Origin of the sequence: Apibacter raozihei (assembly GCF_004014855.1) — a bacterium.
Classification (GTDB): domain Bacteria; phylum Bacteroidota; class Bacteroidia; order Flavobacteriales; family Weeksellaceae; genus Apibacter; species Apibacter raozihei.
Window position 1 is genome coordinate 951,264 of sequence record NZ_CP034930.1, and the last position, 14,505, is coordinate 965,768.

Genomic DNA, 14,505 nt, shown 5'->3' on the forward strand with positions numbered 1-14,505 from the left:
TTATTATTATGTATTTTTAAATATATTAATATAGTAATTTTCTTTTGTTCTCATGAGCAATGAATCATCTGTACTCTTATCTTTATAACCTATGATGTGTAATACTCCATGAATTAATACTCTGTTTAATTCATCTTCAAATGATTCATTAAGATTTTCAGCATTTTCTTGAATTCTATCTGTAGATATATAAATATCCCCAGATATTAAGTCGTTTTCTCTGTAGTCAAAAGTAATTATATCTGTATAATAATTATGTTGTAAATATTTAATATTAATGTCTAAAAGTTGTTCATCTGAACAGAAAATATAATTAATATCTCCTACTTTTTTATTTTCGTTTATAATAGCTTGTTTTAGCCATTTTTTTCTCTTTAATTTTTCTTTTAATTTGAAGTTGTTGTTCGAAAAATAATGTATCATTTTTTAATCTATTTCAAAGCTTTCTGATTTAAAATTGCTGTAATATCTTCCCGATTCAGCTGTAAATTTTAAAACTGAAAAATCGGGATCATCTATTCCTCTTAGAAAATATTCCTGATCTCCTTCTCTCCAAATCATTTTTTTTGTTTCATAATCAGTTAAAATCTCCATTTTTCCTTTAAACATAATTCCTGTAAAAGAGTTATGATTACAAAAATATATAGATGATTTAGGATTTTCTTTGTAGTGATCCATTTTTATAGAAGAAGAAGTGGTTGTAAAATAAAATATTTTTAATTTTTCTCTTTTTCTAGGTGCTAACATCGCTTTTATGTTCGGATAACCTTCATCATCGATTGAACCAATGAAAGCCAAAGTTTCATGATCAATTAAATCTCCTATTAATTTTTCAATATCATTCATAAAATACTCTTAAAACCAATATCCTAATCCTACACTAAATACTCCTTTTTTTTGATTTACAGAATAGGTATACATTAAATTTATGGGACCAAAAGGGCTGTCGTAACCATATCCTAATCCATAACTCGAATATTTATAATCAAAATATTTTAAATCTTTAAAATTATTCTCAACATTAGCAAAGTTTACATATGTTTTTACATAATGATTTTTTAAAATTCTATAATTTAAAGAAGAATAAAAAGAAATAATTTGATTACCGTTAGTATATGCAAAAGGCAGGCCTAAAAATTTCTTAAAATTAGTTAATTCCTGCTCGAAATAGCCACCTAAAAAATATTTATATTGCAAGGCAGGTGTTTCAAAAGAAACTCCGTAAAAACCTTGATTTTCGATGGCAAATCGCTTTCCAATGGGTATAGAATAACTAATATCTCCTTTAATCATTGTAAATTTATCATTTTCAGAATTTGATAAAATTACATGTTTTGCCGAAGCGTCAAGTTTAAATCCTCTGAAAGGGAAATTTGCATTATCTCTGGTATCTGCTTTAAGAAAAAAATAAGGACTTAAAAAATAACTACCATCTTTTCTTTCCAAATCACCGTAAGGTGAAAAAGTTGTATAATTATATTCCATTCCTGCGCCAATAGCATATTTTTCAACTAAGGTAGATTGAAAATAGATTTGTTGATTAAAATTTCGTAGTCTTTTTAATTTATATAAATTTTCTTTAACTTCAGAAAAATTAAAATTAAATACATTGAAAGAAGTATTTGAACCAATGCTTGGATATATTCCGTTATCTATAAAATAATTAAGATTTGTTCGGAAATTATTACTGAAAATAACATCTAAAGATATCGTAGAGTTATTTAAAAGTAATTTATTTAATGTTATATTAGTTAATAAAGATGCTTTATAAACATCATCATAATGTAAACCGAAACGTACTGAATTATTCTTTTTTTCATCTAAATGAAGAGTTAATTTTTGACTTTCATTTGCAGAATCATTTTTAATCTGGTAATAAACACGATTGAAGTTACCTGTGGAATATAAGCTCGATACTCCTTTGTCTAATTTTATCACAGTGGTATTTTGAGGAATTTGAATACCCATTTTACGTTTCACAAATACAGAATCCATAGATTTAGTACCTTGCACGTTAAATTGAGTTATAAAAAGATGCCTGTTGTAAGGCAATTCCTTGACTCTTGGTCTGTTTAAAGTATCATAACCCTGAGCTTTAGCTATGTCCACCAATTGAGGATAAACTTTTTCAGCAGCAAGTTTTCCTTTATATAAAATAGAATCTTTTTTATCAAAATCGGTTACTGTATAATTTTTTAAATCAGGTTTAATGATTAAATCAACATAGCTCCTTTCGAAATCTGTTTTAATATTAATTCTATAGCTAATTATCTGATTTATAATGCTTAATATAGAATTTATATCTTCAGATTTTTGTAATCCAGCACCTAGATCGACACCTATTACAATATCCATTCCTTTATTCTTAAGTGCTCTTGCAGGAAAGTTATTAACAATTCCTCCATCAATTAAAACTTTATTATCTATTTTAACCGGTTCTATAAGTGAAGGGTATGCACCACTTGCTAATACGCTTAACGGTAAAAATCCGGATTCAATCTGTTCTTCATCTCCGGTTTCCAAATTGGTTGCAATACAAAGAAAAGGAATAGGGAGTTTAGAGTAATCATTTATCTGATGTACGTGACTTAATAAATCAGTCAAAAGTAAAAGTGGACCCTGGCCTTTGCTAATAGCTGATGGTAAAGAAAGTTTAAAGTTATTTATAGGAAGAGTAAGTATGTATTTTTCTCTGTATGATTTATCAAAAAAAGGAATGAAATTACGGTCTTTTTCTTGCAAAAATAGTTCCATAAAATCAACATTTCCAATTGCCTTTTTAATCTCATCCGGTGAATAACCAGAAGCGTATAAAGCACCTACAATAGCTCCCATACTGGTGCCACTGATGTAATCGATTTTTATCCCTGCTTTTTCAATAGCTTCAATAACTTCAACATGAGCAAATCCTTTTGCACCACCACCGCTAAGAACAAGTCCTACTTTAGGCTGTTTCTCGTTGGTTACTAAGGATTGAGCAATGGCAATGTTACTAGTAAAGTAAGTAAGAATAAAAAAGAAAAAATATTTCTTACAATAATTCATAATAGCAAATATATAAATAATACTTATTCATTATAAATTTATTAATATTGAATGAATTAAATCCTATTACTAAATGTAATTTACTACTTTTGTAAGCAAACTTTATTTATCTATATTCTATGTTATCGATTATAATTATTAATTATAACACATTTCAGCTCACGGTCGAATGTATTAATTCTATAAAAAAATCAACGAGTACCAATTACGAAATAATTTTGATTGATAATGCATCAAAAGAGAAAGATCCTAAAGAATTTTTAGATATATTTAAAGATATTAAGCTCATTGAGTTAGACCAAAATGTTGGATTTGGAAGGGCTAATAATATTGGTATGAAACAATCAGCAGGTGATTATTATTTACTGTTAAATTCTGATACCATTATTAAAGATCATGCAATTGATGATTGTATCAATTATATGAAATATCATCAAGAAATTGATATTTTAGGTTGTCGATCAAAATTTGAAAATAGAGAAACTCAATTAACAGCTTTTAAATATGAAGAAGAATATTCACTGCTAAGATCAATCATTTATTTTATTAAAAGAAATACGTTTCTTCGGTATTCAAATAAAACTAAGCAAATTTGGATATCTATTTCAACAATAATAAAAGAATCAAATAAAATTAATGAAATAATTCCCATATTAATGATTAAAATGTAATGGAAAAAAAGAAAATTTTATTTTTTCTGCATACCATGAGGGGAGGAGGTGTAGAAAATGTTTTGTTGAACATATTTAATAATTTTGAAAAAACAAATTTTCAATTTACATTATTGTTAATTAGAAAAGAAGGAGACTTTTTTTCCCAGATTCCAAAGAATGTACAAATTAAATATTTAGCTTTGGGTAATGAATTTTTATCCAATCTCAAATTTATAAACATATTACAAAAAATATACAGGAAAGTAAAACTAAAAATATTACTAAAAAATCCTTACTTTATAAGAAAGTTTTTTATTTCTGAGTTCAACGATGTTGAAATAGCATTTTTAGGAGATTTGATCCCAATACTTGATAAAATTAAAAGAGCTGATTCTTTTACTATAGGATGGGTTCATGGTGATATATATGCGAGTCGTAGTGATTTGAATATGAAAAAGGAAATACTATCTTCTTCATTAAATTTAGATAAAGTTGTTTATGTTTCCAATAAAGCCTTAGAAAATGGTATTTTATGGAATCCAAAAATTTCAAGTAATGCAATTGTAATTTATAATCCTATAGACAAAGAAAATATTTTGAGTAAATCTTTAAAAAAAATTGATTTTAATTATGATGAAATAACATTTATATGTGTTGGTAGATTAAGTGGCATTAAAGGATATGACAATGTTTTAAAAGTGCATCAAAGACTCATTAAGGATGGATTTAGACACCATGTCATTATTATTGGTAAAGGAGAAGATGAAAGTATTGTAAGAAGTACAATAGAAAAATATAAAATAAAAGAAACATTTCATCTCTTAGGTCATAAGCAAAATCCCTTTCCATATTTAAAAGCTTCTGATATATATTTGTTAAACTCTAAAAGTGAAGGGTATCCTTTAGCAGTTAAAGAGGCTTTATTATTAGGAAAACCTATGATTGTTACTAATGTTGGAGGAGTAACAGAAATTGTAGACGAAAGCAATGCTATTATTATCGATTATGATGAAAACCAGCTTTACAATGCTATGAAAAAAATGATTACAGATAAAGAGTTTAGAAATAAACTCCAATTAGTTAATCAAAAACATTATAAAGAATACGATCAAAACATAATTTATAATTCATATAAAAAGTTATTAAATTCTCAAAAAGTAAGCAATTAAATATAATTATATATTTCCATGACATCTCAATCAATAAATATATCTGTAATAACTCCTTCATATAATAGGGCACATACATTATATAGAGTTTTTGATTCTCTTAAAAATCAGACCTTACAAAATTTTGAGTGGATTATAATTGATGACGGCTCAACAGATAATACAAAAGATACTGTAAATGAATTTATTCAAAAAAATATTTTTCCAATCAACTATTACAAACAGGAAAATAAGCACAAATTTTTATCTCTCTTTAAAGGTTTAGAATTAGCTAAAGGAGAGTATATTGCCTTTATAGATTCAGATGATAAATTATTGCCACATGCATTTGAAACTTTTTATAAAGAAATAATTAAATTACCTGAAAATGAAAAATACTATGGAGTCATAGGCTTATGCAGTTATGAAAACGGGGAAATTGCTGGAGATAAATTTCCAGTTTCACCACTTGATACTTCTATATTTGAAATGAGATATAAGTATAAAGTTCATGGAGATAAATGGGGTTTGTCAATTAAAAAAGCTTATCAGGAAATAAAATTTGATACATCACCATACGAAGAAAAAGGATTTATTCCTGAAACTGTACTTTTATATTTATTTGATAAACAAGAATATAAAACCCGATATGTTAATATTACATCGTTGATATATGTTTCCGATGAGAATGATAGCAAGTCTTTATCTAATAATTTTTATTCATCTGAAAACTCTTTTGGATTATGTGAAAATTATAAAACTTTTATAACTTGTTATAAAGATAAATTTATTCAATATCCTTTAGTCTATTTCAGAAATTTCATTGCTTATATTCTTTTCGGTTTAAAAGATAAAAGATCATTTTCTGAATTACTCAAGCTAAACGGTTTAGCTCTAAAGTTTTTTGTATTGTTATTTTACCCAATCGTTTTTTTGTTTAAAAATAAGGACATTAAAGATTAGAAATGAAGTCAATTATACAGAAAGATTATTTCAGACATGCAGGAGTTTGGATAAAATATCCGCTAATTAAAACCATCTTTAATATAGACTTTAGATATATATATTTCTTCAGAAAAATAACGGATAAAAAAACCTATCGCATTACCAATTTTTTTTATAAATTATATTACAAGTATTTGTCAGATCAGATTAATTATTATATTGACCCATCTGCAAATATAGATGAAGGATTTTATGTTATTCATGCACACAGAATATTTATTGGTCCAAAAGTTAAAATTGGAAAAAATTGTAATTTTTCTCATTGCACAACTATAGGACAAACAAAAGAGATAGGACATCCTTCAATAGGAGATAATGTGTGGGTTGGTACATTTTGTGTTTTGGAAGGAAATATAAAAATTGGGAATAATGTTTTAATAGCTCCTCTTACATATGTAAATTTCGATGTTCCTGATAATTCTTTAGTAATAGGAAATCCTGCAAAGATACTTTCGAGAACTCATGCTACTCAAGATTATATAAATAACGTTATTTAGATTATAATGAATTTAATAAAATCAGATTTATACAGATATACAGGAAAAGATAACAGTTCCGTTTTTTTAAATTTTTTTAAAATAAAAGCGTTCAGGTATCAGTTTTATTTTAGAAAAAGTTGTGAGAAAAATAATATCATTTTACGAATGATATTAAAGTTAATTAATCACCGATTAATTTCCAAATATGGTTTTTTTCTAGAAAGTGGAGGTCAAGTTGGGCCAGGATTAAAAGTTCTGAATACGTCTCTTATTATTATAAATGCAGGAGCCGAAGTAGGTGAAAATTGCACCTTATCTCAAGGTGTTACTATTGGTGTGGCTAACAGAGGTAAACGTAAAGGTTGTCCCGTAATAGGAGACAATGTATGGATAGGACCTTATAGTATGATAGTTGGTAAAATAAAAATTGGAAATAATGTTTGGATAGGTCCAAATAGCTATATTAATATTGATGTACCAGACAATTCAAGAGTTTTTGGTAATCCGCCCCAAATTTTACCGGATGAAAATGCAGTTAAAGATTATATTATTAATCCTGTCTAATGGCTAAAAAGAAAATTTTAATAAGAATTGGTTCTTTAAGACACGGTGGTGCTGAAAAAGTCTTAACAACTCTTTTGAAAAACATTCCTCCAGATAAGTATGAAATAGATTTATTATTAAATCTGAAATTTGGTAAATATTTAAAAGATATTCCTGATTGGATAACTATATATTATCTGAACAAAGGGGAAATGATAACAACCAACAGACCATTAGAAATCCCGGTAAAGATCTACAGGAAAGTATATCAAAAAATTTTAAAAATATTTCCAAAATTGCTTTATGCATTTATTCTCAAAAATAAAAAGTATGATATTGAACTTATAGCTAATCATAGTTTGCTAAATGAAATGCTTAAAAGTCCATTACATAGCTCTAAAAAAGTAGTATGGATACATAGTGACATATTCAACAATGATGAAGTATTAGAGTCCGATTTACAGAACTATTTTGAAGCAGATAAAATATTAGTCATCTCAGATAAAATCAAGGAAGAATTTAATAAAATATCTAGAAATGAATCGGATAAAAATAAAATAGTGAAAATATTTAATCCAATAGATTCGAATGAGATAATAAATCTTTCTTTAGAAAATATTGACACGGAACATTTATTTTCGAACTGCAAGCTAAAAACATTTGTTTCTGTAGGCACAGTATATCCAGCAAAAGGATTCGACAGATTAATTAATGTTCATAAAAAATTAATAGATGAAGGATTTTACCATAATATTTTAATAGTAGGAGATGGCCATGATTTAGGTAAAATTGCCAGTCAAATAAAAAATTTAGATGTTGAAAACACAGTTAAACTGGTAGGATTTAAAGAAAATCCATATCCATTGATTAAAAACGCCGATTATTATATACTATCCTCACGTTACGAAGGATATCCTACCGTTTTATTTGAAGCACTTACTCTTGGAAAACCTTTGATAGCAACCGATGTATCTGGAGCTGCTGAAATTCTTGAAAATGGAAAATTAGGTATGGTTGTTGAAAATTCGGAAGAAGGAATATATAATGGAATTAAAAAATTTCTTGAAAGTCCTGAAGTGCCTTTGGCTTATAGCAAAGAAATGAATGACAAAAAATTGCCTTTTTCATTAAAAAATGCTGTAAATTCGTTAACAAATATTTTTGATAATCTGTAATTACTTATGACTAAAACACTGATTGAAAAAGATTATTATAGGATACATGGTAGATGGCCGGGTAAAATCATTTTTAAAAGCATGGTTGATCCTAACTTCAGATATATATATTTTTTTAGGAAAGCTTCCAGACACAGTAAAAAATCATTAAAAGGTATTTTTTACAGAATGGTGCTACATCAGTTACAAGTTCGGTTTGGATATCAAATTTATCCCGGGACAGATATTGGAGAAGGTTTTTATCTGGGACATTGGGGAACTGTAATTATTAATCCTAAAGTTAAAATTGGTAAAAATTGCAATGTAGCACCTGGAGTGACTATTGGACAAACAAACAGAGGAGATAAAGAAGGAGTACCTGTTTTAGGTAACGAAGTATGGATAGGTACAAATGCCGTTATTGTAGGTAATATAAATATAGGAAATAATGTTTTGATTGCTCCCAATGCCTATGTTACACGAGACGTTCCAGACAATTCTGTAGTTGTTGGAAATTTAGCACGTATTATACAAAATGAAGAAGCAACGGTTGGTTATATTGAAAATAAAGTGTAAGAGCAACCATGATTAAATTATTAATTGTAAATACAGATCTTCGTGGAGGAGGAGCAGAAAAGGTTTTAGTTAATCTGGTAAACAATCTTGATAATTCAAAATACGATATAACATTATTTACAATATTCAAAGAAGGAGTTAACAGAAAAGATTTAAGCCCGGAAATAAAACAAAAATGGTATTTTGAAAAGCCATTTAAAGGGTACTCGAGGCTAGCATTACTTTTTTCACCTGAGTTTTTATACAGAACCTTTATTAAAGATGATTACGATGTAGTTATATCTTATTTGGAAGGATTTCCTTCAAGAATTGTATCCGGATGTACAAATAAAAAAACGAAATTAATTAGCTGGATTCATTTGGAACTTTATAAAGATACAATATCCTATGAATTCAGAAATTACAAAGAAGCACTTAAAGTTTACAATAAATTTAATAAAATCGTTTGTGTAGCTGAATCTGTCAAAAACTGCTTTCAAAAAAGTAGTAATATTCCTTCAAAAAGTCTTGAAGTAATATACAATATGCTTGATTTGAATGATATCAAAACAAAGGGAATTGCAAACCTAAATCCAGCATTAAAAAAAAATAGACTTAGATTGTGTACCGTAGGAAGACTAAATCCGCAAAAAGGCTATGACAGGCTTTTACGGATTATATCCAAGCTTAAAAACGAAGATAAACTTAATTTTGAATTATTAATTTTAGGCTTAGGCCCCTTAGAAGATGAATTCAAAAAGTTCATAAATGATAATAATCTTTCAGATACGGTCGTATTACTGGGATATCAATCAAACCCATATTCTTATATAAAATCATCAGATCTTTTTGTATGCTCTTCATATAAAGAAGGATACAGTACCGTAGTTACAGAATCGGTAATTTTAGGAACACCAGTTATAACCACAAATTGTTCAGGAATGTCAGAAATTCTCGATGAAGGAAAGTGTGGAATCATAGTTGACAATGATGAAAAATCGTTGTACTTAGGATTAAAAGATCTTTTAACAGATGAAAATAAGTTATCTAACTACAAACAAAAAACGATGGAAAGATCAAAATTTTTTGAATCCAGGAATGATACAGAAGCCTTCGATAATTTGATTCAAGAAGTAATAAATTAAAATTATATGCAATTAAACATAAAAAATGAAACATCGCAATTAAAAACAGTGGTTCTGGGGCAACCGGTATCAGTAGGTAAAACACCCCAAATAAAAGACACTTACGATGCCAAATCTTATGAAAGTGTTTCACAAGGCACATATCCTCAGGAACTAGACATAATTAATGAAATGACATGCTTTGAAAATATTTTATCTAAGCATGGAGTGGAAGTTTTACGTCCCAGAATTTTAGAAAATTGCAATCAGGTTTTTGCCAGAGACGTTGCTTTTGTTATTGACGATAAAATTATAATATCTAATATAATTCCAGATCGTTCTGATGAACAGGAAGCCTACAAAGAAATTTTTGATACCATATACTATCAGAAAATATATAACTTACCGGAGAAAGCACACGTTGAAGGAGGAGACATTATTGTTTTTGATGATATTGTATTTTGTGGAGTTTATAAAGGAAACGATTATTCAAATTTAAAAACGGCAAGAACCAATATATATGCAATTGAATTTTTAAATGAATTATATCCAGATAAAACATTTGTAGATATTGAATTAAAAAAAGACGATAAAGACCCTTATAAAGGAATTCTACACCTGGATTGTACATTTATGCCGGTAGGAGATAAAAAAGCGATTGTATATAAAGACGGATTTAAAAACGAAAAAGATTTTCACTTTCTGGTTGATTTTTTTGGGAAATCCAATATTTTTGAAATAACACCAGAAGAAATGTATTATATGAACACTAATATATTTTCTATTTCACCTCAATTAGTCGTATCAGAAGAAAGGTTTACCCGATTGAACCATTTCCTTGAAACAAATTGGGGTATTCAGGTTGAAAAAATTCCTTACTACGAAATATCAAAAATGGGAGGACTTTTACGATGTTCCACTTTACCTTTAATTAGACAAGATGAAAAATAAACAAAATACACAATCCATATTGATGATTGAGCCGGTTTCTTTTGGATTTAATGAGGAAACAGCAAACGATAATAAATTTCAATCAAACGATCTGAGCATAGACAGTAAATCTATACAAAGAAAAGCTCTCGACCAGTTTACAAATATGGTTGAAAAGTTAAGAAAGCATGGAATTTCAGTATATGTTGTCAAAGATACATTAGAACCCTATACACCAGATTCAATATTTCCGAATAACTGGGTTTCTTTTCATTCTAATGGAGCTGTGGCTATATATCCAATGTATGCGCCTAACAGAAGAGAAGAACGCAGAGAAAATATTCTGGATTATCTGGAAGAACAAGGTTTTCAGATCAACGAAATAACAGATTATAGCCAGGCAGAGGAAGAAGATGTCTTTCTTGAAGGAACAGGAAGCATGGTTTTAGATCGTAAAAACAATATTGCCTATGCAGCAGTATCCGAGCGTACTAATGAAGATTTGTTTATTGAATATTGTGAAGATTTTGAATTTACACCTGTAGTATTTCATGCTACTCAGAAAATTGAGGGAATAGAATATCCTGTGTATCATACCAATGTGATGATGAGTGTTGCAGATAACTTTGCCATTATCTGTTTTGACGTCATTAAAGACTTGAAAGAAAGAAAATTTGTTTCAGATTTTTTACACACATCTCAGAAAGAAGTGATTGCAATTACAGAAGAGCAGATGAATCACTTCGCTGGAAATGTTTTAGAAGTAGAAGCAGAAGATGGAACCAAATACCTTATAATGTCCGATACAGCATATCATTCATTGAACAGAGGACAGTTAGATGTTATTACTAAATACTGTGATATTCTGGTGGTGGACATATCTGTAATTGAAACTTACGGAGGAGGAAGTGCCCGTTGCATGATGGCTGAAGTATTTTTAGAAAAAGATGAAATATAAATTTTTGAAAGAATAATTTTGTATATTAATCAAATCCTGTTATATTTGCACCTCTAATAATTAAGGCGAGGTAGCTCAGCTGGTTAGAGCACTGGATTCATAACCCAGAGGTCGGCAGTTCAAGTCTGCTCCTCGCTACAAAATAACCCATATTGCATTTTAATAATGTTTTATGGGTTTTTTTATCCTTATTTTCTGAAAATTTACTATTACCAAAAATTATTAATAAATAAAATTTTTTATAAAAAGGGTTTTATATTGATAATATATTTTACATTTGTAAAGGATAAATTTTATAATAATAAATGTTATTTGAAAATTAAATATCGAGATAAGAATGATTAAGCGTAGACCATAATGATAACCATAAAATTGTAAATTTTTAATTATTTTACTCACTGCCAAATACTTATATTTACATTGTAGCAGACTATATATTTATAAGCAACCTTTTCATGTATTTTAAGTGTTTTTATTTTGGTAGATTAAGTTGTCAGTATAGTCAATTCCCTCGCTTATTATTTAAATAATTTCAGCTTTTAGGAATTGAAAGCATAAACTAAAATTAGAATTTTATTGAAATCAATCAATAATTTTTTTAGTAAACAAAGTATAATCTTATTATTAGGAAGTGGTGTTAGTTTACTGGCAGGTACTTTGATTTATGTTTTATTTAGAACTACTTCACTAAGAATTTTTTCTTGGAGTGAACTAGTAGGAATACGGGAACTTTTAAATAAATCAAGAGAATATTCCGTTTCTTATATTAAATATGTTCCTGATTGGATATTATTCTCTCTTCCAGATGGTCTCTGGATTTTTTCTTACATCTGTTTTACGCTTTACATTTGGAAAGGTTTTATAACTGTAAATAATATAGTCTGGTTCATTATTGTCCCTTTTATTGCCATAGGATCAGAAATATTACAATTATTTCAGTTGCTACCCGGTACTTTTGATATTACTGATTTGTTATTCTATTTAATAGGATTTAGCTTACCTTTTATTATTTTTAAAAAATCAATTAAATATAAATTCAAAAATCAAAATTATGAACAAACATTTTAAAACCTTGGTTTCGGCTTTAACTGTAGCATTCTTTGCATTTATTGCTTTTGGGAGTCTGGATGACGATAAGAAAAAACAGGAATCTTCATCAACTACAGAAAAGGCTTCTACCGAAACTGCTCCACCTGCAGAAAATCCTTCAACTACGGAAAGTCCTTCTAAACCGGAAACTTCATCTAATTTCACAAAATTAGGAGAACCTTTAAAAACAAAGTATTTTGAGGTAACAGTTAAAAAAATGAGGATTGAAGACAGAGTAAAAACCGGAAATGAATTTGCAGACCTTAAAAAAGAAGAAGGAAATCGATATTTAATTTTAAATATGGCGATTAAAAATATTAGTGATGAAAGCAGAATGTTGAGTGAAGGTGAAGTAATAATAAATTATAATGGAAAAGAATATAAATTTGACAGATCAGAGACAGTAATGTCTGAAGGCTGGGGAGTTTTGCTTGAGCAGATAAACCCATTAACTACTAAAACTACTAATTTAGTATTTAAAATTCCTGCGGAAATTAAAGGACAAGCATTTTACAGACCGGGTCGTTCTGGTAAAGATGATTTAATTGACTTGGGTGAGATTAAATAAAAATTAAAAAAAGAAACACAAATAAAATATTTGTGTTTCTTTTTTTAATGACTAGTATAATATATCTTAAAAATTACTTAAGATATTTTTGTAATGTTGCAGCTGAAAAGGTTATTAAGCTTCTTACCGGAGATAACTCAGCAAAGCCGTTTAACAGTCCCCAATCATGAATTACTCCGTTGAAACGTACAGTGGTAGTATATACACCTGCTTCGTCCAGCTTACGACCCAAAGCTTCACCTGCATCCCTTAAAATATCATTTTCCGCAACTTCAATTAAAGTGGGTGGTAATCCCTTTAATTGTTCGTGGGTAGCTCTCAAAGGAGAAACATAAATATCATCAAACTCCTCTTTTCCTGAAAGATAATTATCTCTCATCCATGTCATAAGGGAAGTTGTTAAAAATCTTTGTTCTCCGTACTTTATATATGAATCAGTATTTGTTTCAGCATCTGCATAAGGCCATAAAAGTATTTGGCATTTAATTTCAGGACCATTATTCTTTTTAGCTTTTAAGCTAGTTCCTATAGCCATGTTTCCCCCAGCACTATTACCCATTATAGCAAGTTTAGTTCCGTCAACATTAATTTCGTCTCCATGTAAAGAAATCCATAGAGCTGTTTCATAACATTGATTTAATGCTGTTGGGTAGTGAGCTTCTGGCGATCTGGAATACTCAACAAAAACACACGCAAAACCAGATTCAACGACTAAATCGCGCACCAGACGCTTATGAGTAGGATAATCTCCAAGTACCCATCCTCCTCCGTGTATAAATATAAAAACGGGTAATTTTTCCTTAGATCCTTCAGGACGTACAACAACAAGGTCAATAGATAAATCGTTTGAGTTAATGGTCTTATAAGTTTCTTCTATACCGGAAACATTAACATTTTCCGAAGATTGTGCGCCTTCCAAAACTTTTCTGGCTTCAGCGGGTGGTAACGATTCAACAGGTGTGTCGCTGGAATTTAACACTTTTAAATATTCTTTAGTACCTACACTAAGGTGCGGATCTTTTAAATAATCTGGAGCCTTTCTAGCATTATCCATATAAAATTTTTTAGTTAATTATGTGTTAGTAAAATGATGATTTAGCTTATTGATGAGCTGTAAGGGCAGAAAACGGATTAGTGTTAATTAAAAGTTTAAATATAAATTTTATAAAATTATATTCTTTACAATAATTATATAAATAATCATGCCAAATAAAATATTTTTATCTGATAAATTGTTGTTTAAATAAAAGATAA

At 28.5% G+C, this 14,505-nt stretch carries 16 protein-coding genes and 1 tRNA gene; 13 read left to right on the forward strand and 4 right to left on the reverse strand.

Annotated elements, in window-relative coordinates:
- Positions 1-6: 6 nt before the first annotated feature.
- From ybeY to EOV51_RS04360, 3 genes are read right to left on the reverse strand one after another with little or no spacing between them, the layout of a single operon-like run.
- A complete protein-coding gene (gene ybeY / locus EOV51_RS04350) occupies positions 7-423 on the reverse strand; it encodes an rRNA maturation RNase YbeY (RefSeq protein ID WP_128150225.1) in 417 nt (138 codons plus the stop codon).
- A 3-nt stretch (positions 424-426) separates the two neighbouring features.
- On the reverse strand, positions 427-846 hold the full coding sequence (locus EOV51_RS04355; RefSeq protein ID WP_128150227.1) for a pyridoxamine 5'-phosphate oxidase family protein: 420 nt from the start codon (positions 844-846) through the stop codon (positions 427-429).
- A gap of 9 nt (positions 847-855) precedes the next feature.
- The gene (locus tag EOV51_RS04360; protein WP_128150229.1) at positions 856-3,045 is read right to left on the reverse strand and encodes a patatin-like phospholipase family protein; all 2,190 of its coding nucleotides are present in this window, start codon (positions 3,043-3,045) and stop codon (positions 856-858) included.
- Positions 3,046-3,164: 119 nt separating this feature from the next.
- On the opposite strand from EOV51_RS04360, the gene EOV51_RS04365 reads away from it, so the two are divergent.
- The 13 genes from EOV51_RS04365 to EOV51_RS04425 all read left to right on the forward strand — a co-directional run bounded on the left by EOV51_RS04365 (position 3,165) and on the right by EOV51_RS04425 (position 13,251).
- On the forward strand, positions 3,165-3,716 hold the full coding sequence (locus EOV51_RS04365; protein WP_128150231.1) for a glycosyltransferase: 552 nt from the start codon (positions 3,165-3,167) through the stop codon (positions 3,714-3,716).
- Positions 3,716-4,867: a glycosyltransferase gene (locus EOV51_RS04370; protein ID WP_128150233.1), complete on the forward strand. Its 1,152-nt coding sequence runs from the start codon at positions 3,716-3,718 to the stop codon at positions 4,865-4,867. The genes EOV51_RS04365 and EOV51_RS04370 overlap by 1 nt, the downstream gene beginning before the upstream one ends.
- Before the next feature lie 18 nt (positions 4,868-4,885).
- Positions 4,886-5,809, forward strand: coding sequence for a glycosyltransferase family 2 protein (locus EOV51_RS04375; RefSeq protein WP_128150235.1), 924 nt, complete (start codon positions 4,886-4,888; stop codon positions 5,807-5,809).
- A 2-nt stretch (positions 5,810-5,811) separates the two neighbouring features.
- Entirely contained in the window at positions 5,812-6,348 is a 537-nt protein-coding gene (locus EOV51_RS04380; protein WP_128150237.1) for a serine O-acetyltransferase, read from the forward strand.
- Between the two features lie 147 nt (positions 6,349-6,495).
- Positions 6,496-6,894, forward strand: a complete 399-nt coding sequence (locus tag EOV51_RS04385; protein WP_228427721.1) for a DapH/DapD/GlmU-related protein — start codon at positions 6,496-6,498, stop codon at positions 6,892-6,894.
- Positions 6,894-8,048, forward strand: coding sequence for a glycosyltransferase (locus EOV51_RS04390; protein ID WP_128150241.1), 1,155 nt, complete (start codon positions 6,894-6,896; stop codon positions 8,046-8,048). The genes EOV51_RS04385 and EOV51_RS04390 overlap by 1 nt, the downstream gene beginning before the upstream one ends.
- A 6-nt stretch (positions 8,049-8,054) precedes the next feature.
- Positions 8,055-8,603: a serine O-acetyltransferase gene (locus tag EOV51_RS04395; protein WP_128150243.1), complete on the forward strand. Its 549-nt coding sequence runs from the start codon at positions 8,055-8,057 to the stop codon at positions 8,601-8,603.
- An 8-nt stretch (positions 8,604-8,611) separates the two neighbouring features.
- Entirely contained in the window at positions 8,612-9,727 is a 1,116-nt protein-coding gene (locus EOV51_RS04400) for a glycosyltransferase (protein ID WP_128150245.1), read from the forward strand.
- A gap of 6 nt (positions 9,728-9,733) precedes the next feature.
- Positions 9,734-10,657 (forward strand): dimethylarginine dimethylaminohydrolase family protein, encoded by a 924-nt coding sequence (locus EOV51_RS04405; protein ID WP_128150247.1) that lies wholly within the window; start codon positions 9,734-9,736, stop codon positions 10,655-10,657.
- Positions 10,647-11,594, forward strand: a complete 948-nt coding sequence (gene ctlX, locus EOV51_RS04410; protein WP_128150249.1) for a citrulline utilization hydrolase CtlX — start codon at positions 10,647-10,649, stop codon at positions 11,592-11,594. Before EOV51_RS04405 ends, ctlX begins: the two co-directional genes overlap by 11 nt.
- A 64-nt stretch (positions 11,595-11,658) precedes the next feature.
- A tRNA-Met gene (locus tag EOV51_RS04415) sits at positions 11,659-11,732 on the forward strand.
- 438 nt (positions 11,733-12,170) lie between these two features.
- Positions 12,171-12,662: a hypothetical protein gene (locus tag EOV51_RS04420; RefSeq protein ID WP_228427723.1), complete on the forward strand. Its 492-nt coding sequence runs from the start codon at positions 12,171-12,173 to the stop codon at positions 12,660-12,662.
- Complete coding sequence (locus EOV51_RS04425) at positions 12,646-13,251, forward strand: DUF4352 domain-containing protein (RefSeq protein WP_128150251.1); 606 nt, start codon at positions 12,646-12,648, stop codon at positions 13,249-13,251. The genes EOV51_RS04420 and EOV51_RS04425 overlap by 17 nt, the downstream gene beginning before the upstream one ends.
- Positions 13,252-13,324: 73 nt before the next feature.
- On the opposite strand, the gene EOV51_RS04430 is transcribed toward EOV51_RS04425, so the two are convergent.
- Positions 13,325-14,305: an alpha/beta hydrolase gene (locus EOV51_RS04430; RefSeq protein ID WP_128150253.1), complete on the reverse strand. Its 981-nt coding sequence runs from the start codon at positions 14,303-14,305 to the stop codon at positions 13,325-13,327.
- Between the last annotated feature and the right edge of the window lie 200 nt (positions 14,306-14,505).

Excerpts from the sequence above, each read along its gene's own strand:
- ybeY (WP_128150225.1), bottom strand. The coding sequence starts at position 423 with ATGATACATTATTTTTCGAACAACAACTTCAAATTAAAAGAAAAATTA.
- EOV51_RS04355 (WP_128150227.1), bottom strand. The coding sequence starts at position 846 with ATGAATGATATTGAAAAATTAATAGGAGATTTAATTGATCATGAAACT.
- EOV51_RS04360 (WP_128150229.1), bottom strand. The coding sequence starts at position 3,045 with ATGAATTATTGTAAGAAATATTTTTTCTTTTTTATTCTTACTTACTTT.
- EOV51_RS04365 (WP_128150231.1), top strand. The coding sequence starts at position 3,165 with ATGTTATCGATTATAATTATTAATTATAACACATTTCAGCTCACGGTC.
- EOV51_RS04370 (WP_128150233.1), top strand. The coding sequence starts at position 3,716 with ATGGAAAAAAAGAAAATTTTATTTTTTCTGCATACCATGAGGGGAGGA.
- EOV51_RS04375 (WP_128150235.1), top strand. The coding sequence starts at position 4,886 with ATGACATCTCAATCAATAAATATATCTGTAATAACTCCTTCATATAAT.
- EOV51_RS04380 (WP_128150237.1), top strand. The coding sequence starts at position 5,812 with ATGAAGTCAATTATACAGAAAGATTATTTCAGACATGCAGGAGTTTGG.
- EOV51_RS04385 (WP_228427721.1), top strand. The coding sequence starts at position 6,496 with ATGATATTAAAGTTAATTAATCACCGATTAATTTCCAAATATGGTTTT.
- EOV51_RS04390 (WP_128150241.1), top strand. The coding sequence starts at position 6,894 with ATGGCTAAAAAGAAAATTTTAATAAGAATTGGTTCTTTAAGACACGGT.
- EOV51_RS04395 (WP_128150243.1), top strand. The coding sequence starts at position 8,055 with ATGACTAAAACACTGATTGAAAAAGATTATTATAGGATACATGGTAGA.
- EOV51_RS04400 (WP_128150245.1), top strand. The coding sequence starts at position 8,612 with ATGATTAAATTATTAATTGTAAATACAGATCTTCGTGGAGGAGGAGCA.
- EOV51_RS04405 (WP_128150247.1), top strand. The coding sequence starts at position 9,734 with ATGCAATTAAACATAAAAAATGAAACATCGCAATTAAAAACAGTGGTT.
- ctlX (WP_128150249.1), top strand. The coding sequence starts at position 10,647 with ATGAAAAATAAACAAAATACACAATCCATATTGATGATTGAGCCGGTT.
- EOV51_RS04425 (WP_128150251.1), top strand. The coding sequence starts at position 12,646 with ATGAACAAACATTTTAAAACCTTGGTTTCGGCTTTAACTGTAGCATTC.
- EOV51_RS04430 (WP_128150253.1), bottom strand. The coding sequence starts at position 14,305 with ATGGATAATGCTAGAAAGGCTCCAGATTATTTAAAAGATCCGCACCTT.